General features: G+C 51.8%; 18 protein-coding genes, 1 tRNA gene and 1 other RNA gene. 8 read left to right on the top strand and 12 right to left on the bottom strand.

Going from position 1 to position 18,474, the window contains the following annotated elements; genetic code table 11:
* Positions 1-8 precede the first annotated feature (8 nt).
* Together H6853_03765 and typA are read left to right on the top strand one after the other, a co-directional pair.
* Positions 9-617 (top strand): GNAT family N-acetyltransferase, encoded by a 609-nt coding sequence (locus tag H6853_03765; protein USO04397.1) that lies wholly within the window; start codon positions 9-11, stop codon positions 615-617.
* A 50-nt stretch (positions 618-667) separates the two neighbouring features.
* Positions 668-2,512 carry a translational GTPase TypA gene (gene typA, locus H6853_03760; protein ID USO04396.1) on the top strand — a complete coding sequence of 615 codons (1,845 nt, stop codon included), beginning with the start codon at positions 668-670 and terminating at the stop codon, positions 2,510-2,512.
* Positions 2,513-2,664: 152 nt separating this feature from the next.
* On the opposite strand, the gene H6853_03755 is transcribed toward typA, so the two are convergent.
* The 6 genes from H6853_03755 to ffs all read right to left on the bottom strand — a co-directional run bounded on the left by H6853_03755 (position 2,665) and on the right by ffs (position 6,781).
* Positions 2,665-2,874, bottom strand: coding sequence for a hypothetical protein (locus tag H6853_03755; protein USO04395.1), 210 nt, complete (start codon positions 2,872-2,874; stop codon positions 2,665-2,667).
* Between the two features lie 41 nt (positions 2,875-2,915).
* Positions 2,916-3,701 carry an exodeoxyribonuclease III gene (gene xth, locus H6853_03750; GenBank protein USO04394.1) on the bottom strand — a complete coding sequence of 262 codons (786 nt, stop codon included), beginning with the start codon at positions 3,699-3,701 and terminating at the stop codon, positions 2,916-2,918.
* Positions 3,698-4,543: a hypothetical protein gene (locus H6853_03745; GenBank protein USO04393.1), complete on the bottom strand. Its 846-nt coding sequence runs from the start codon at positions 4,541-4,543 to the stop codon at positions 3,698-3,700. Before H6853_03745 ends, xth begins: the two co-directional genes overlap by 4 nt.
* Positions 4,544-4,555: 12 nt before the next feature.
* On the bottom strand, positions 4,556-4,876 hold the full coding sequence (locus tag H6853_03740) for a YbaB/EbfC family nucleoid-associated protein (protein ID USO04392.1): 321 nt from the start codon (positions 4,874-4,876) through the stop codon (positions 4,556-4,558).
* Between the two features lie 12 nt (positions 4,877-4,888).
* Positions 4,889-6,586: a DNA polymerase III subunit gamma/tau gene (locus H6853_03735; protein ID USO04391.1), complete on the bottom strand. Its 1,698-nt coding sequence runs from the start codon at positions 6,584-6,586 to the stop codon at positions 4,889-4,891.
* Positions 6,587-6,682: 96 nt separating this feature from the next.
* Positions 6,683-6,781: signal recognition particle sRNA small type (ffs, locus tag H6853_03730), an RNA gene on the bottom strand.
* Positions 6,782-7,223: 442 nt separating this feature from the next.
* On the opposite strand from ffs, the gene H6853_03725 reads away from it, so the two are divergent.
* Positions 7,224-7,298 (top strand) — tRNA-Thr (locus tag H6853_03725).
* Positions 7,299-7,388: 90 nt separating this feature from the next.
* A complete protein-coding gene (locus H6853_03720; GenBank protein USO04390.1) occupies positions 7,389-7,811 on the top strand; it encodes a hypothetical protein in 423 nt (140 codons plus the stop codon).
* Positions 7,812-8,054: 243 nt separating this feature from the next.
* Here the strand turns inward: H6853_03720 and H6853_03715 are convergent, their stop codons facing one another.
* The 5 genes from H6853_03715 to H6853_03695 all read right to left on the bottom strand — a co-directional run bounded on the left by H6853_03715 (position 8,055) and on the right by H6853_03695 (position 11,083).
* A complete protein-coding gene (locus tag H6853_03715; GenBank protein USO04389.1) occupies positions 8,055-9,068 on the bottom strand; it encodes a bifunctional DNA primase/polymerase in 1,014 nt (337 codons plus the stop codon).
* Positions 9,061-9,261, bottom strand: a complete 201-nt coding sequence (locus H6853_03710; GenBank protein USO04388.1) for a helix-turn-helix domain-containing protein — start codon at positions 9,259-9,261, stop codon at positions 9,061-9,063. Before H6853_03710 ends, H6853_03715 begins: the two co-directional genes overlap by 8 nt.
* Before the next feature lie 164 nt (positions 9,262-9,425).
* Positions 9,426-9,932: a hypothetical protein gene (locus H6853_03705; protein ID USO04387.1), complete on the bottom strand. Its 507-nt coding sequence runs from the start codon at positions 9,930-9,932 to the stop codon at positions 9,426-9,428.
* Entirely contained in the window at positions 9,889-10,140 is a 252-nt protein-coding gene (locus H6853_03700) for a hypothetical protein (GenBank protein USO04386.1), read from the bottom strand. The genes H6853_03705 and H6853_03700 overlap by 44 nt, the downstream gene beginning before the upstream one ends.
* A 133-nt stretch (positions 10,141-10,273) precedes the next feature.
* Positions 10,274-11,083 (bottom strand): integrase family protein, encoded by an 810-nt coding sequence (locus H6853_03695; protein ID USO04385.1) that lies wholly within the window; start codon positions 11,081-11,083, stop codon positions 10,274-10,276.
* 251 nt (positions 11,084-11,334) lie between these two features.
* Here H6853_03695 and H6853_03690 point away from each other — a divergent pair, with 251 nt between their 5' ends.
* Positions 11,335-11,784 carry a hypothetical protein gene (locus H6853_03690; protein ID USO04384.1) on the top strand — a complete coding sequence of 150 codons (450 nt, stop codon included), beginning with the start codon at positions 11,335-11,337 and terminating at the stop codon, positions 11,782-11,784.
* On the opposite strand, the gene H6853_03685 is transcribed toward H6853_03690, so the two are convergent.
* On the bottom strand, positions 11,695-13,116 hold the full coding sequence (locus H6853_03685) for an Eco57I restriction-modification methylase domain-containing protein (GenBank protein USO04383.1): 1,422 nt from the start codon (positions 13,114-13,116) through the stop codon (positions 11,695-11,697). The genes H6853_03690 and H6853_03685 overlap by 90 nt on opposite strands.
* Positions 13,117-13,517: 401 nt before the next feature.
* Here H6853_03685 and H6853_03680 point away from each other — a divergent pair, with 401 nt between their 5' ends.
* Genes H6853_03680 through H6853_03670 form a run of 3 tightly spaced genes read left to right on the top strand, consistent with a single transcriptional unit; the run spans position 13,518 to position 18,468 of the window.
* On the top strand, positions 13,518-13,910 hold the full coding sequence (locus H6853_03680; GenBank protein ID USO04382.1) for a hypothetical protein: 393 nt from the start codon (positions 13,518-13,520) through the stop codon (positions 13,908-13,910).
* Between the two features lie 51 nt (positions 13,911-13,961).
* The gene (locus H6853_03675; protein ID USO04381.1) at positions 13,962-15,320 is read left to right on the top strand and encodes an efflux RND transporter periplasmic adaptor subunit; all 1,359 of its coding nucleotides are present in this window, start codon (positions 13,962-13,964) and stop codon (positions 15,318-15,320) included.
* Positions 15,321-15,369: 49 nt separating this feature from the next.
* Positions 15,370-18,468 carry an efflux RND transporter permease subunit gene (locus H6853_03670; GenBank protein ID USO04589.1) on the top strand — a complete coding sequence of 1,033 codons (3,099 nt, stop codon included), beginning with the start codon at positions 15,370-15,372 and terminating at the stop codon, positions 18,466-18,468.
* Positions 18,469-18,474 lie beyond the last annotated feature (6 nt).

Here is an 18,474-nt window from a genome sequence, read left to right as displayed (position 1 = left end):
TTAAACCCATGCCCGAAGACCGCACGCTTTTAATCGATATTCCCATGCCGATCGAAACACCGCGTTTGACCTTGCGCAACGTGCTGCCCGGCGACGGGAAGGAAATGCACGCGGCCAAGATGCAAACGTGGGAGATGCTCCACCGCTGGATGCCGTGGGCCACAGATATCGGCACTGAAGAAGATTCAGAGGCCAACATCCGGCAAGCCTATGCCGATTTCATCCTGCGTAAAGACCTTCGTGTACACGGCTTTGAAAAAAGCAGCGGGGAAATGGTCGTTTTTACGGGACTGCACCGTTTTGACTGGAAGATAGGGCGGTTTGAAATCGGCTACTGGGTCCGAAAAGACGCACAGGGAAAAGGCTATGCGACAGAAGCGGCAAACGCCCTGACGCGTTATGCCTTCAAGGTATTGGGGGCCAAAACGGTCGTTATAGACTACGCGGAAGGCAATGAAAAAAGCCAAAGGGTGATTGAAAAACTTGGCTTTGAAAAGGAAGGATGCGCAAAAAAGGACTTGCTCCTGCCGGACGGAACGCTTGCAAACCGCTACCGATGGAGCCGGGAAAATCTTGACGGCCTGCCTGCGCTGGATGTGACATGGGAAACACCATAATGCGCAGAAATATCTGGCTTTTTTGTATGCAGCCCTGTATGTAAGCGCCCATGAACCTGAAACCTGAAAATATCCGCAATATTGCCATCATCGCCCATGTCGATCACGGCAAAACCACGTTAATCGATTCCATCCTGAAACAAAGCGGGTCTTTCCGCGACAATCAGGAGGTGGATGAGCGGGTGATGGATTCCAATGACCTGGAGAAAGAGCGCGGCATCACCATCCTGGCCAAATGCACGGCCATTGACTGGGAAAACACCCGAATCAATATCATCGACACGCCGGGACACGCCGATTTCGGCGGCGAGGTGGAGCGCGTCCTGCACATGGCGGACGGGGCGATTTTGCTTATCGATGCGGCGGAAGGCCCGCTGCCGCAGACAAAATTCGTTCTGGGAAAAGCCCTCAAGCTCGGCCTGCGCCCGATTGTCATGATCAACAAGATCGACCGCGCCGATGCCCGCCCCGATGACGTTTTAAACGAGGTCTTCGACCTGTTTTCCGCGCTGGACGCCACCGACGAACAGCTCGATTTCCCGGTCCTATACGCCTCCGGCCGCGACGGCTGGTGCGATGAGGAACTCAATGGCCCACGGAAAAACCTGCACCCGCTTCTGGAACTCGTCCTGCGCCACGTGCCCGCGCCGGGGCTGGACGCGAACGCCCCCTTTTCCATGCTCACCACGCTCCTGAGCGCCGACCCCTATCTGGGACGGATGCTCACGGGCCGGATTTACAGCGGCAAGGCCAAAGTCAACATGCCCGTCAAAGCCCTGAACCTGAAAGGCGAAAAAGTCGAAACGTTCCGGCTGACGAAACTCATGGCATTTTCCGGCGTGGACCGCGTTCCCGTCGAAGAGGCTGTCGCCGGAGACATCATCTGTCTGGCCGGCATGCAAAAAACATCCGTGGCCGATACCATTTGCGCTCCGGATGTTACCGAGCCGATCGAAGCGCACCCCGTCGACCCGCCGACCATGGCCGTCACCATTTCCGTCAACGATTCTCCTCTGGCAGGAACAGAAGGAAAAAAACTCACCTCCGTCATGATCCGCGAGCGCCTGAAGGCCGAAGCCGAAACAAATGTGGCGATCCGCGTGTCCGAAACGGCGGGCAAAGACGCCTTTGAACTCGCCGGCCGCGGCGAGCTCCAGCTTGGCGTTTTGATCGAAACCATGCGCCGGGAAGGATTTGAACTTTCCGTCTCCCGCCCGCGCGTGCTTTTGAAAGAAGGGGAAAACGGGGAAACGCTGGAGCCGTACGAAGAGGTCATCGTGGATGTCGATGACGCGTATACGGGCGCGGTGGTCGAAAAAATGACGGACCGGAAAGCGGACCTGAACGATATGCGCCCCTCCGGCGCAGGCAAAACCCGCATCACTTTTCTGGCACCTTCGCGCGGCCTGATCGGGTACCAGTCGCAGTTTCTAACCGACACGCGCGGTACTGGAATTATGAACCGCCTCTTTCATTCCTACGGGCCCTATAAAGGAAAAATCCGGGGACGCCGGAACGGCGCCCTTATTTCCACCGATAAAGGGCAGGCCGTCGCCTACGCGATCTTCAACCTGCAGGACCGCGGCGTTATGTTCGTCTCCCACAACGACCCGGTCTATCAGGGGATGATTATCGGCGAGCATAACCGCGAAAACGATCTGGACGTCAACGTCCTCAAGGGCAAAAAACTGACCAATGTCCGCGCTTCCGGCACGGACGAGGCCGTGACGCTTACCCCGCCGAGGAAAATGGGGCTGGAAGAAATGATGGCCTATATCAACGAAGACGAACTGGTCGAGGTCACGCCGAAATCCCTGCGCCTGCGCAAGGTCCACCTTTCCGCAACCGACCGCGTGAGCGCGCGGCGCAAGGAAGCCAAAGCAGGCGCGGAATAGCGTTTGGATACGTCAGAGCGCTCATCGCTTAAGGCTTGGCTCCATCCTGTCATTTCCGAGCGCAGCGAAGAAGCTCCGGGAAACGCCCAGATCCTTCGCCTTCGGCTCAGGGTGACAAAATGGGTTGCAACTCGACCTGATTGCAGAATGCTCTAGGCTTTTAGACCCGGGGGAAGCTGTCCCTTTTGCGGCCCCTTGAGCTTGCCGTCTTTCCCGTAGGTTTTTTGATCTTTCTCAGACACAGGCGCGTCCGCGTCCGTCGTGTTGACGGTCCCTTCCGAAATAACCTCATCGCCATCTATTAAAACCCCCCGACGATTGTCAGTATTCACCTTCGCCTTTGTGTCCCATTCTTTTTTCATGATAAGTCTTATATCATTATAATTATGTAAAGTCAATAGATTCACCCCAGCTCGATCATCACCGGCACGTGATCGGACGGTTTTTCGAGATCGCGGGTTTCGGTCAGGATCGCGTGGCTTTTGAGTTTGGGCACCAGGGGAGCTGTCACCCAGATATGATCCAGCCGCCGTCCGCGGTTTGATTTTTTCCAGTCCCGGTTGCGGTAGCTCCACCAGCTATAGCATTTTTTCTCCTCCGGCACGAAATGGCGAACGGCGTCCGTCCAGTCTAAAGAGGCGTACATTTTATCGAGCTTCTCCACCTCGACCGGCGTATGCGATACCACATTCAAAAGCTGTTTATGCGACCAGACGTCGTGCTCGCGCGGCGCGATGTTGAAATCCCCCAGCGTAATCACAGCTTTATCCGCGCTATAGCGCTCCGCAAACCAGCCCGTCATTTCATCAACAAAATCGAGCTTATGCCCGAATTTTTCATTCACCTTCCGGTCCGGCTCATCCCCGCCCGCCGGAATATAAAGATTATGCAGATCGAAATCTTTAAAGGACACGCCGATATGGCGGCAATCCTCCCGCCCGACACGCGCGTGGATTTCCGCGTTTTCAAACGGCAGGCGGGAGAGAATGCACACGCCGTTATAGGACTTCATCCCGTGGATGTGCTGATGCGCATAACCTTCTTTTGCAAAAAGATCGGCGGGAAAAAATTCATCGGGGCATTTTGTTTCCTGCAGACAGACAATATCCGGCCGGTGGTTCCGCATCACGTCCACGACCATCGCGCTGCGCAATCGCACAGAATTGATGTTCCAGGTCATGATTTTCATGCCCGCTTTTCCTGTTCCAGCGGATAGAATTCTTTCAGGATGACAAACCCGTCGGCGATTGCCAGAACGACTTCGCGGCTAAGGCAGCAGGCAATGTCGCCCGGCCTGAAATCATGGTTTTCCTGCCAGCTTTTGGCCTGAAACACGCTCCAGCGCCGCCCGTCAAAGTCCGCCAGCATGCCGTAACGGCTAAAAGCGCGGATCATTTTGTCCGTCTGTGCCGCCGTTTTTGTCCAGTCGAATGTGCGGGCGGATTCAGGCACCGCATTCCACCAGCTTCCTTTTTTCGTCTGCGGTTTTGCGTTTTTCCAGAGATTTTGAATATCCGACACAACTTCGGACACGATATGCGGCGCCCGCATGACCATCCGCGCCGAAAGCGTTTCGATATCTTCGTCCGGCAGCATTTTTATGGCTTCCTGATATAGAATATCCCCGCGATCATATTCCTGCGCAAGTTTGTGAATGGTCATGCCGCACGCGTCCGGATGCTCCATGATTAATCTGGGCATCGGCATAAAACCCCGCCCTTCCGGCAGCAAGGTCGGGTGCAGGTTCATGCCGTACGCGCGGCTCTTGTCGATGGGCGGAATTTTGGACGGGTACCCGGCCGATATAAAACATTGCGCGCCCAGAGACAGCAGGTCTTCCACCTGCTCCGGCGTCACCGGCGCGAGCTCGAAAGACACCCCAAGCTCCTTCGCCAGTTCTTCGAGCCGCGCATTAAAAGAAAAGACATTGTCCGTTTCAAAAGAAAAAACGGACAATGTTTCATGTCCGTCCTCAACCAGCCGCTTCAGAACATCGGCTGAAAAATCATATCCGAAAAAGACAATTTTCATCCGGCCGCGTCCCTAAAACGGCATCTGCATGTTGGCGGGCAACCCCATTTCCGCCATGAGCTTCTGGGTTTCTTCCGCCAGCGTCGCGTCCGCGCGGCCTTTGGCATCGTTCAAAGCCGCCTTCAGCAAATCTTCCAGAATTTCTTTTTCCCCGTCCTTTATCATGGAAGGATCAATCTCGATCCCCTTGCACTCGCCCTTGCAGCTCATTCTTACCTTCACCATGCCGCCCCCGGAAGAGCCTTCCACCTCCTTGTCGGCAAGCTGCGCCTGCAGGTTTTGCATTTTATCCTGCATGGTTTTGGCCTGCTGCATCATTTTTTGAATATCCATGATCTGCCTTTCTTATATTTCTTCTTTCGACTCGTGAATCGCCCGAAGCTCCGCGTCCGGGAATATCCTTAAAATCTCCGCGACCAGCGGTTCCTGCCTGATTGCATCGAATTTTTGAATTTGCGCGGCTTTGGCCTGCTGGTCCAGGGTCGGCTGCCCTTCCGCGCCGGACACCGTAATGATCCAGCGCTCCCCCGTTGCCTTTTTCAGCGCGCGCGTGAGCGTTTGCGCAAATTCTTTCGGGGCATCCGCCGCCGGGCGAAACTCCATCCGCCCCGCCTTAAGCTTCACCAGATGGACATAGAGATAAACCTGAGACGCCAGCGCCATGGCGCCGTCCTGCTCCAAAGCGGACACGACATCCTGCAACGTTTGAACGGACGCGACGGATTGCGGCAACGTTTCTTCCTGCGGCTGCGGCGCCAAAGCGGCCTGCGCCTGCCTTGCGCCACTTCCGCCGCCTGCGCCCGTCTGCACCGTCGCGCCCTGCGAAGAGGAGGCAGCCGCCGCAACCATAATCCCGGCGCCTCCCTGTGGCACGGACGGATTATCCTGCAGTTTTTTGATAAGCTCCGCCGGGTCCGGCAATTGCGCCGCATAGGCCAGCCGGATCAGGATCATATCCGCCGCCTTTTGCGGAATCGGCGCCATATTCACTTCGCCAAGCCCCTTAAGAAGGATTTGCCACGCCCGCCCCAGCGTCGGCATGGAAAGCTTGGCCGCCAGATCGGCCGCGCGCTCCGTTTCTTCCCGCACCATCGTTTGCCCGGCCTCTTTCAGTTGCGGCAGCGCCCGGAGGCGCGTCAAAAGATGGGTCATGTCCAGAAGATCGTTCATAACGACAGACGGGTCGGCGCCTTTCCGGTACAGATCCTCCATGATGTCCAGCGCGGGGGCGCATTCGCCCTTCATCGCGTGCTCAAGCACATCCAGCACCAGACCGCGATCGGCCAGCCCCAGCATATCCTTCACCTGCGCCGCCGTAATCTTTTCCCCGCCCAGCGCTATCGCCTGGTCCAGCAAGGACAAACCGTCCCGCACGGACCCGTCGGCGGCCCGCGCGATCATCGCCAACGCATCTTCCTCACAGGACACGGCCTCTTTTTCGGAAATCTCCCGGTAATAATCCGCCAGCGTTCCCGCGTCGATCCGGCGCAAATCAAAGCGCTGGCACCGCGAAAGGACCGTTACGGGCACCTTGCGGATTTCGGTCGTGGCAAAAATAAATTTCACATGCTCCGGCGGCTCTTCCAGCGTCTTCAAAAGCGCATTGAAAGCGTTTTTGGACAGCATGTGCACTTCGTCGATAATATAGATCTTGTAACGGGCCGATGTGGGCGCGTAGCGCACCCCGTCCAGGATTTCGCGGATATCGTCCACGCCGGTGCGTGAAGCCGCGTCCATCTCCATAATGTCGGGATGACGATCCTCGCTGATCGCCCTGCACGTTTCGCAATCGTCCGTGGGGCCGGTCGTCGGCCCCGCCTTCCCGTCCGGCCCGGTGTAATTCAGGGCCTTGGCGATAATCCGCGCGGTGGTGGTTTTTCCGACCCCCCGGATACCGGTGAGCATAAAGGCATGCGCGATCCGGCCCGATTCAATCGCATTCTTCAGCGTGCGCACCAGCGCATCCTGACCGATCAGGTCGTCAAAATTCTGGGGGCGGTATTTTCGCGCCAAAACGCGGTAAGGGACTTGAGGATCAGACATGCCCCCTTATGTAGAGGGATTCTCCGATTCGGGCAAGACGCAAGATGGCGGGCCGCCGCCTTTAAAGCAGGATTTGTCAAAATTAAATGTGGAAGAAGTGGAAGGCCGGACTAACGACCCGAAAAATTCTCACGTGCGGCTGCTTCCTTTCGGACCTGACCGGATTGGCAAGGCTTTCGCCCGCGCCGACCTTCCAGACAAGGGTATAACAATCCTTCCCGGCCGGCGCAAGCGTTTAGCCCCGTCATATTGTCTACAGAGCCCAGAAGCCCAGAGCGGCAAACGTTCCGGCAATACAGCAGGCATCCAGACAATGGCTGAAAAGCGTAATCATGTGATATCTCCAAAATGCTAAAAACAGGAAAAAACCAGAAAGGAACCCGGTGAAGTACGCTCGTTTAGACCCCCATCTCTAGTCCTGTAAGATTAAAAAAATATTAAAATGATCACAGGTCTTGAAAATATGTCGAAAAACGATTATCAACGGCAGGTTCCAAGGGACGCCGTTGTAGCTCAGGGGTAGAGCAATGCTTTCGTAATTAAACGGTCACACAGCGGTGACGCTAGAAATACAGGGGTTTTCGATCTTGCCCCCGCCCGTAATAAGGCGATAATAAGGTCGAGGTCTTTTTCATAGGCCGCTGTAGCTCAGGGGTAGAGCAACGCATTCGTAATGCGTGGGTCGGGTGTTCAAATCACCCCAGCGGCACCATTTTCCGCCATTTTTCAAAAATCTAAACCACCTTATTAGACCTTATTACGCTTTTTGATCTAGATATCTATATGGTAGGAAGATACTTCTATGCCTAACAGCCCCATCCAGATTGTTCTGAATACGGATAACTTCATTGAAAGTTGGGATCGCACAGGTGGCGGTCCCAATAAAGATTTTTATGCGAATAATGATGCCGAATTTGTGCAACACAAACAAAAAATCTCCTCGCAATTATCAGATATAAAAAAGAACCAGGTTGAAAACGAATTTTCTGAGATTTCTTATGCGAAGCTTGTGCTAAAGCAATCGGGTCTTGCGAAAAGCCACAGACCAACCAAAGCTCTTTTCAAAAGAGACACAACCCCGGTTGTGGGCGCAGGTGATCTGGGTGAGCTATTTATAGAGCTGGATCCCAGTCGCATTGATAAGGTCACAGAACGGATTCAGCAAGCTGAAGAATTTACAAACTGGAAAGAAGATAAAGGATACAACTCCTTCGGTGGTATTTAATTTTATTGATGGCGAAGATCAACGTAAGTATTCGGCTGCCCAGAGAAATGATCTGCTGAATGTCCTTAGTACGGGCGAGGCACGAGCGCTATATATCTTGAATATAATGTTTGAAGTTCACATAAGATGGAAAGTTCGTAAAAAAACGCTGTTTATTTTCGACGATATTGCAGACTCATTTGATTACAAAAATAAATTTGCGATTATTACCGTCATCGGTATAGTCAGCAATGACGTATCTGTTCATAAAGCGTTTTTGAAGTCCTCAAAGGACTGTAGAACCAAGACCAGCCTTATTTGGTCTTTATCCAACGGTTGCTGAAATAAAAACGCTACACGGCATTTCCCGCCATCGTTCTCAATAACAAGAAAACGCTCGTTAAGCTCCGCAATTTCCTTTTCGGCTTTGGCAGTAACGGAGCTTGCCGATCCGTAAAGCCATTTGGATAAAACGTCTTTCAGCTTTTCTATGCCAAGTAATTCACAGAGTTTTGGCAGACCTGTGACCTCTTCTCCGGCATCCATCTTTTCTTTGGTCGCCTCGGCCTTTTTACGCATGTGTGCTTCATTATCCCCTTTCTGTTCGGCAATAAAAACAATCCAGCCATCGACTTGATCGAGCGGAAGCCCAGCGCGCAATAATGCGCCTGCTAATGCCAGACAAATTTCATCCCGCGCTCCCTGTGCTGTTGGATATTTCTTCAAAAACACAGCTAGGGAAGCGCACAGGCCACAGGATTTTTGAAGTTCATCCCATTTCATCACCGGAATGTCTTCGGGCAACTTGCTATTATGCCATTGTACAGTTTCACCGGAAGGATGAACGGACGGTGGAAACATGGTGTATCCACCGTTTCCCCGCAGCTCCATCACCACAGCCTTCTCGGTAAATCCTGCTATCTCTGCTTGCTCCGATGTTAGCTTAAATTGCTGCGTTTTTCCGGCATCGGGGCAATACAGAATTTTATGCCCGAAAGGTGCGGATTTTCTTCCGAAACCCGGCAAATGTGGAAAGAGTTTATTGGCAATGATTCCAGCCTCAGAACTATCAAAGTCCAAATCAACAAGACCATTGCTGTTTTCCCCCAACGCAACACCTATATTGCAATCTTTGGGAAAGTTCCTTGCTGTTTCGGACGTCAGGCGAGCATCTTTCCACTTATAACCATCAAACGGCTTTTTGTCCTTTGGTTGAAGGGGAATTGGCAACCAACAAAAATCAAGGTATGTTGCGGCAACATTGTAAAAATTATGCATTATCACCTCCATACTCAGAAGTGGATGTGAAACGCTGTTTTTCGAGATAAGCCTCAATATCGGACAAGCGATATTTTACACTGCGGCCCACTTTGATATAGGGAATGGGACTGCCTATCCGGCGATCCCGCTGAAGTTTGTGAGTGCTGCAATTGAGAAGAGTAGCGGCTTCTTTTTCTGTAATTAACTGCATGACCATCTCCTTTCTTTTTGATGTTGAAAGCAGTTGGTCTATTCAATTATCGGGTATTTTGGTTTATGGCCAAGCAGTTTTGGGCTTATTTTTCTTCAAATCTGACTTGACTGCCGAAGCGCCGCAGCCAGTCAGGAAAGAGCGTTTTTATAAATTCAATTTCCTTATCGGTTTCTTCGTATTCGAAGGCCTTTTGTGCCGTATTTGAAATGCAAACGCCCATAGTGTCTGATGTTCCCTTTCAGCTTACCCATCAGTCTAAGACGCGTAGCTCTAATTTGCTCTTTATCATTTTCCGTGATGCCGTCTGGTAACTGTGTTTGAAATTTATACCCTTTGACATGCTCCATACGGGCGATTTCTTCACAAGCCTCTGTAACGGTCAACATTCGTTTTAACCGCGTCCCAGTTTTTATATCTTTCCGAAAACAGGATTGTGTCATAACCGCAGCACGAGATAAAAGCTCATTATCATCCCTATAGCCGTCTTTTGAAATTTTCTTTTGGGGATCACCCAAAATGATTTTCAGTAAGCTATTATAGCGTTTCTCCATATCCCTATTATTGAAGTCACGGGTTTCATATATGATTTCAGCTAGGAATCTTTGCAGTACAGGATAGCCGTAGTCAGCTCGTATGAGCCGATTTATTTCCTGCTTCTTGGTTGCCATTCACCTTCTCCAAAATAAACGCTTCGATTTTTTGCACAGGGTTTCTTAACCGTTCTACATCAACAATGATGTAACCGCCAGTGACATCCGTGACGCGGTGATTAATAAGCCGCTTCAAAGCGTATGCCGAGATTTCAAGGCTTTCGGCGATTGTAATAAATGTCCGGCGCAAATCATGGCAGGTGAAAGAAATACCGGATTGTTTCACGACTTTGGCGATGCCTTTTTCGGTTCGACCAAATGGCCATATTCTCCGGGGCCAGGAAATACAAATTCGTAATTTCCGTAGCGTTTTTGTCGTGTTTGAAACATGCCATAGAGAAAACCGCCCATCGGCAACGTCAATGGATCGCCATTTTTGTATCGGGAATGGTGAAGGTACGGTCTTTAAAATCAATGTCTGCCCAGCGCAACGATTGCGCCTCACTGCGGCGAAGCCCCGTAAACATCAAAAACAGCAGAAAATCACGGTAGGTGTCATTCTCCAATGCCTGCACCGCCGCCCACCAGCTTTTCAATTCATGGGGCTTGATATAGGTGCGCTTGCGCTCCTCTTTGTACCACGCCTTTACGCGGGTTAAATAGACGACCGGATTGACGGGGCAGATGTCGTACGTGGCTTGCGCGAAGTTAAAGATCGCGCGCAAAAGGCGCATGGCTTTGTTGGCTGTATATGCCCCAAACTCTTCGGCAATTTTTGCGTGTTTTGCGCCGACCATATCCTTTGTAATATCGGTCAGTAATTTTTCTTTCCAATCTTTGAGATAGCGGTCTGTAATATAGCGGTAATCGGTTTTGGTACGCTCCTTCAGATTGCGCCGTGTCGCCAGATACGTTTTTAAAGCGTGATTGAGTGTTATCCGCTGTGCATTCTGTTCTTTTTCCTGCGCGTTTGGGTCAATGCCTTGCGCCATTAAATTCAACTTGTCTCTGGCAATTTTCCGCGCTTGCTCCGGGGTGAAGTGCCCGTGCCTACCAATCGTGTAACGGACTGTGCGGCCTTGAATGTCTTTCTGGGCTGTATAAGTTTTGGCCTGCGTACCGACGATCAAATAAAAGCCCCGCAAATCCGTATCGCAATACGCCACTTGTCCCTTTTTAGGACATGGGACTTGGTCAACAAATGTTTTTGTTATTTTAGCTTTTGGCATCGATTGCACTTTTTAATAAGGTTTATATTCAAACCTATAACTCAAACAAAACGCAAAAGACAACCAGAAAATTTAAAAATAATAGTTATTTCAGTAATTTATATTGATAGATACGGCTCCATACGAAACAAAATTAAACCATATGACCCTCGCATTTTATGCTCTGTTTTTTGTTGGTTTGACAAACTTTGCCTCGACTCCGGCACGCTCGCCGGATACATTGAATCAAAATGAATAAAGGAATCTGATTCATGTTACATGACGATGTAGCAGCCCTAAGAGAACGTACAGGCGGTACGCCAGACGAGTTTCAGGGCGTTTCAAAAGACAGGATAAGAGATGTGTTAACGTATCTGCATCTCGGCACGAATGCCGACCTTGTGGACGGCGTTTTCGCACTGCTGGACGATCAGACCGACAGTTGGTTTCCCAAGCCCCCTAAAGACGCAAAAATTACTGACGGCGCGACAACCGCACATCTGGGATGTCATATCGGCATTTTACAGCGCGGAGGCATGAAGCTTGACCGTGAAGGGCGTGATTATTGGATCAAACCACTGCGCGAACTGGGCGGTATTGAAGCCATTACGCTGATGGACGGCGAATTTATCTCAGGCCATGTAAAGGCCAAGTCGCCCAATTCTTGTTGCGTCGGCCAATTTTTCAAGCTGCTCAACACTCGGATAATGCAGGTTTCTTAAGTCGGTGGCATTAACCTGCGTATGGCCGGAGAATATGCGAAAATACTGATCGACCGCCTTCGAGTTCAAAAAGGCGCACAGTCCATGAGCCAGTTTTGATGAAAGTCCCTCGCCGTTTGCGTGGAAATAATTTAAGTGGTTTTCAAAGCCAACTCGCCCGCCGTGATAAACAGCGGCGACAAGCCGCCTCTTTTCTTCTTTAGCTGAAAACCGTTTTGTTAGCACGTAAAGGCCAGCAGGCAAGATTAATGACGCCGTATCTTCATTATCAGCCAGTGCATTGTGCTTTTTAAAATCAGGAATAGGCCCACCGACTTTGCCATTGTCGAAGTGTGCGGGATAAATCAGCGGCACCGTGTTTTCGCCGGGCATCTTGCGCAAATGCTCTTTTGCCCGAAAATCAACTACGCGCCCCGTAGAAACTTTTATTCCAAGATCAGCAAGGGTGCAGGGAAGCGCCTGAATTCGGGTCGCCAGATCATTATTTTCTATCGGTAGGCGAATAAAAGCATGTTTGTCTTCCGGTCTGACGATATCGGAGAATAAAATTTCTCTTGCTTCCATCACATCACTTGAAAGCTGAACACCATTTTGCTTCCAGCCTTTTTTGATCTTAAAGATAATATTTTCCTGCAATACACCATCATCTTTGAAGGCTGTACGGCGCGATTCAAAAACATGCAGCGAAACCAGCGCCGCTGAATCCAGCATCAGGCGGCGAAATGGTTCATAATAAGAACCGTTACAAAATGAGCGGGGCGTAATAGCGACAATTTCACCGCCTTCTTCCATCTGCTGGATGGCAAGTGCAACAAAGGCCGTATAGAGATTGACAGTTTCAATGCCCTGCGAACGTAGAGCCTTCCGCCAGTTCGACGCCGAATTGATTTTACCATAAGGCGGGTTCAAGATGGCACAATTATAGGTGCGGGTTTTATCAAGAAGCGGCGCAGCAGAGCTCAAAATATAGTCGTCTTTAATGAGGCGGTAGCTAAACTGAATGCCTGCATCCGCGCAAATATCGGCGCAAGAAAGCAGCGTTTCCTCTAAAATGGCAGCAAGCTGTTCGTCAACTTCATAAACCGTAGCGTCTATTGATGAGGGCTGTTTGCTGCGACTACAGGCTTCCGTGACGAAGGCAGTGGTCAAAGCGCCCATACCAGCCCCTGCATCAAGCAGTCTGACCTCATCTGGCAGGTCATCAAAATTAGAGGCCATAAACTCCGCTACGTTTGCTGGCGTCATAAACTGCCCAAGCGCAGAACGTCTTTCAACGTCTAATGTTGGCGAGACAAGACGACGGGTTTCATCAATTTGGGCAGCAAGCATCATCTTTATATCTTATTGAAAAGGTAGAAGGTGTTTCCCCTACTGACGTTGAGTTTAACTTACTCTTACCCAGAAAAAAAGTACTCGTTTTGTTCTGTCTTTAAAAAGGTGATAATAAGGTGGAAAGATATTGTTCGCGCCTGAGCGATATTGAAAGAGCTGTTTTTAAAAGTAGAAAAATCGCTGGAAATGCCTAAAAACCCGCCGTATTATATGGCTGGATATTGAACCAACCCGCCCCATATTATATTTACCATAAAATAATTCGTAAAGCATGGGTCGGGAGTTCAAATCTCTTCAACGGCACCATTTTCTCTTTATTTCTCCTGCATATCCTGGTGGAATGCCTTACAGCTCCATGAAACTTTGGGACTTTGTGATACGAATGGTGTACAATAGTTCGTATGCGCAAGATATTGCAGGGATTTCTGGTCATTATCATGCTGACGCCGGTTTTGACCTGCGCCATGTCTGTTTGCCCCGTGCAGGCAGCCAAGGCGGCAACGGTAGAAAAACCCTGTCACGAGTCCGCCAAGAGCACCCAGAAAAAGGCAGCAAAAGGCGGGCCGATGCTGGTGCTGGATTGTATGGGCGTCGATTTGTTTTCCGCAGACGATACGATCGACCTTCAGCCGGACCGGCAGATTGATACGCTTCATTTTGTCTGGGCCGATCTGGTCGCGGAGAGTGAATTCTTCCCCGCGCACAGCAATGCCATTCGCGGTCCGCCCGAATGGAAGCGAATATCACAGGCACATCTTCCGATTATCTTAACGACGCAGCGCTTTAGAAACTAAAGACGCCTCTTTTTTCCGTTTGTTTTTTAACTCTCGAAAAAGGAGACTTTTATGCGCGTTTTTATTTTTATTTTGATGCTCTTTGCCTTTGTCCCGCCGGCTATGGCGCAGCAAGCCGAGGGCGCTTACACCTGCCCGATGCACCCGGAAATCAGCGGTAAAGAAGGCGCCCGCTGCCCGGTCTGCGGCATGAACCTTGCGCCGAAAGAAGAAGTTGAATCGAAAGATTCCGCTTCTGAAACCATGCACGAACATAACCATGGACACGGCACGAAACAATCCATGCCGGAGAAGGCGGAAGACGTCTATATCTGCCCGATGCATCCTCACATCACCGGAAAAGACGGCGATGACTGCCCGATTTGCGGGATGCATCTGGTTCCAAAAAACGAAGGCGCCGGCGACATGCATGAACATGACAAGCATAGCCAGAATGGTATGGAGGGGGCTATCAGCATAGACCCTTCCTACACCCAGACGCTGGGCGTTAAAACAACGCACGTGACATATGAAAATTTCGGCAAAGCTATCCGGGCGTTCGGCAAGGTTGCAGGCGATATGCGCAACGAGCGGGAAATCGCCGTGCAGGAGGAAGGCTGGATCAAAAACCTGAAAACGTCCGCTGTCGGCGACGTTGTAAAAAAAGGAGACGTGCTGTTCAGCGTTTATTCGCCGGAGCTGATGGCCGCGCAGTCGGACTTCCTGATCGGCCGGCGGACAGGTTATAAAATCGGCAATCCTGAACAACGCCTGAAACTGAAAGGCATGGACGAGCAGGCCATTGCCCTTTTGAAAAAGAAAGGCAAGATGATGGAGCACACGCCCTTTCATGCGCCCATGGACAGCGTTGTAACCAGACTGAACGTTCGGGACGGATCGCACCTGACAGAAGGTGAGGTCGCGTTGGTCCTGCAGGATTTTTCGAATGTCTGGATCAACGCCGATGTCCCGCTGCGCGATATCGCGTTTTTACAGGAAGGGACCCGCGCCAGTGTGAGCGTGCCGGAAACGGGGCAGGAATATGAAACGGTTGTGGATTACATTCATCCGGTCAGTAATCCCCAAAACCGGACCGTGACCGTGCGGCTTGTCCTTGAAAACCCGTACGGAATTCTACGGCCCGACAGCTATGTCGATATAGATTTTGATGCGAATACGCAGCCGCGCCTTTCCGTCCCTGAAGATGCCGTTTTGTACGGCAGTATGGGCGCGTATGTCATGGAAGCGCTGGGCAATGGAAACTTCCGCCCGGTGATGGTGAAAACTGGCATTACGGCAAGCGGCCTGACAGAGATCAAAAGCGGCCTGACGGACGGGCAGGAAATCGTTTCTTCTGGACAGTTCATGCTCGATGCTGAAAGCAATCTGCGGGGCGGCATGGCCGCGATGGGGCACAAGCATGTCAACTGACGCGGACAAAAACCTGCAGCACGACCCGGCCAAAAGTTTTGCCGCCCGGATCATAGACTGGTCGGTGGCAAACAGATTCTTTGTCATGCTGGGCGCGCTGGCGCTGCTGGCAGCGGGAATAATCGTGCTGACGAAAATTCCGCTCGACGCCATTCCCGACCTGTCCGATACACAGGTCATTATCCGCACAGAATTCCCCGGACAGGCCCCGCAGGTTATCGAAGACCAGATAACTTTTCCGCTGTCCACGCAAATGCTCAGCCTGCCCAAAACAAAAGTCGTGCGCGGTTTTTCCATGTTCGGCACAAGCTTTGTTTACATCATCTTTGAAGACGGCACCGATATGTACTGGGCGCGCAGCCGCGTTCTTGAGTATCTATCGCAGGTTCGCAACCAGCTTCCGGCAGGTGCAGAGCCGGCCCTGGGGCCGGATGCAACGGGGGTTGGCTGGGTTTTTCAATATGCCCTGATAGACAAGACCGGGCAGCATGACCTTTCCGAACTGCGCAGCCTGCAGGACTGGTTTGTGCGTTTTGAACTGGCCACGCTTGACGGGGTGGCCGAGGTAGCAAGCGTCGGTGGATTTGTCAAAGAATATCAGGTCCTGGTTGATCCGAACAAGCTGCGTGCGTTTAACATTCCTCTTCAAACAATCATCGAGGCCGTACGTTCGGCCAATCAGGAAACCGGCGGGCGAACATTGGAAATGGCGGAAAGCGAATATCTGATCCGCTCTTTCGGTTACGTGAACAAACCGGACGATCTGCGCGAAGCCGTTTTAAAAAGCCCTGACGGCACGCCTGTTACAATCGGTGACGTCGCCCGCGTGGTTGAAGGCCCGGCGATCCGGCGCGGCATTACAGAGCTGAACGGCGAAGGCGAAGCTGTCGGCGGTATCATTGTGATGCGCCCCGGCGCGAACGCCCTTGATGTTATCGGCAATGTTAAAAAACGCCTTGAAAGCGTCAAACAGGGTCTGCCGGATGGTGTGGAAATTAAAATTGTCTACGACCGCAGCGCGCTGATCAAAGGGTCTGTCACATATTTAAAACATAAGCTTATCGAAGAAAGCCTGATGGTGGCGCTCGTCACTTTCCTGTTCCTGCTGCATGCCCGCAGCGCCCTTGTGGCCATTATCACAATACCGCTTGGTATCCTTGCCGCCTTTATCATTATGTCGGCGCAGGGCATTACAGCCAATATCATGTCGCTGGGCGGCATCGCCATTGCGATCGGCGCGATGGTCGACGCCTCTATTGTCATGGTTGAAAACGCGCACCGGAAATTATCGGCCATGCCGCCGGAATCCGAGAAAGAAGAAAAACAAAAAGCCCTTATTCTGGCGGCCAGGGAAGTCGGGCCGGGACTGTTCTTCTCCTTGCTTATTATCACGGTTTCCTTTTTCCCCGTCTTCGCGCTGACGGGACAATCGGCGCGTCTGTTTACGCCGCTGGCCTTTACAAAAACCTATGCAATGGCTGCGGCGGCGTTCCTGTCGGTTACGGTGGTGCCGGTCCTGATGCTCTGGCTGATCCGCGGCAAAATCAAATGTGAAGATGAAAATTTTATAAACCGTTTTTTCATCGCGCTGTACCGCCCGTTCCTGAATGCGGCCTTGAAATGGCGTAAAACAACGATTTCGCTGGCGCTTATCGCCCTTATCAGCACGGCTCTGCCTGTCTCCAAACTCGGGAGCGAATTCATGCCGCCGCTTTATGAAGGTGGCCTGCTTTACATGCCGATGACCCTGCCCGGCGTTTCAACGGCCAAGGCACGGGAAATTCTACAGGTGACAAACCGTCAGATTAAACAGTTCCCCGAAGTTGCGCAGGTTTTCGGTAAGGCCGGACGCTCGAACTCCGCAACCGACCCGGCCCCGCTCGCCATGATCGAAACATGGGTTGAACTAAAACCCCGATCCGAATGGCGCTCCGGCATGACACCGCAAAAACTGGTTGCGGACATGAACAAAAAAGTGCGCCTGCCCGGCATGATGAACAGTTGGGGTTACCCGATTAAAATACGCCTCGACATGCTGACCACCGGCATTCGCACACCGGTGGGCATCAAGATCGCCGGGCCGGATTTAATGCAGATTGATAAAATCGCCAGGGAGGTCGAGTCACTGGCGCGTGACGTGCCCGGCACCCGCAGCGCGATCGCCGACAGGGTTGTCGGCGGCAAATATATCGAAATTGACCCGGACCGGCGTGAAATTGCCCGTTACGGCATTTCCCTCGGCACGGTTCAGCGCGTGATCCAGACGGCGCTTGGAGGCATGCAGCTGGATGAAGCGGTTGAAGGACGAGAACGTTACCCGATCATGCTGCGCTATGACCGCCCGTTCCGGGACAACATGTCCGATCTTGAAGATATTCTGGTTCCGGGCGCAAACGGTGCGCATATCCCGCTGGCGGATCTGGCGGACATCCGCATTGCCGAAGGACCGTCAATGATTAAGTCGGAAGATGCGCGGCTGAACGGCTGGGTCTTTGTCGATATAGAGGGCCGGGATATCGGCTCGTACATTTCCGGTCTGCAGGAAAAACTTAAAAACTACGATTTGCCCGAAGGCTACACGCTGAAATTTTCCGGCCAGTTTGAACAGATGCAGGAAGCAAATGAGCGCCTGAAAATTGCTATCCCGGCAACGTTGCTGATTATCTTGACGTTGCTCTACCTTTACTTCGGACGGTGGGACAGAACCCTGCTGATTATGCTTTCCGTTCCCTTCGGGGTCATTGGCGGAGCGTGGTGGCTGTGGCTTGCCGGATATAACGTTTCCGTTGCCGTTGCCGTAGGGTTTATCGCACTGGCCGGTATTGCCGTCGAAACCGCGATTGTCATGTTGATTTACATCGACCACCAGATGCGCGAACACTGGCCGGAAACATTTGAAGGCCTGCTGAAAAATGTCCGGCACGGAGCCATTCAGCGCCTTCGCCCAAAATTAATGACTGTCGGCACAATCATCCTTGGCCTGATCCCGATTTTCCTGACCGAAGGTCCGGGATCGGACGTCATGCGGCGTATCGCCCTGCCGATGGTCGGCGGCATGGTTAGCACAACAATCCTGACCCTGATCCTGATTCCCGTTTTGTATGCGGCGTATATGCAGTGGAAACTGAAACTTCCTGAAAAACAGTAAAAGGAC

This window comes from Rhodospirillales bacterium, assembly GCA_023898765.1.
In the GTDB taxonomy this organism is placed as follows: domain Bacteria; phylum Pseudomonadota; class Alphaproteobacteria; order Micavibrionales; family Micavibrionaceae.
Note: the sequence above shows the minus strand (reverse complement) of the source record. Positions and strands in the feature narration are given on the sequence as shown.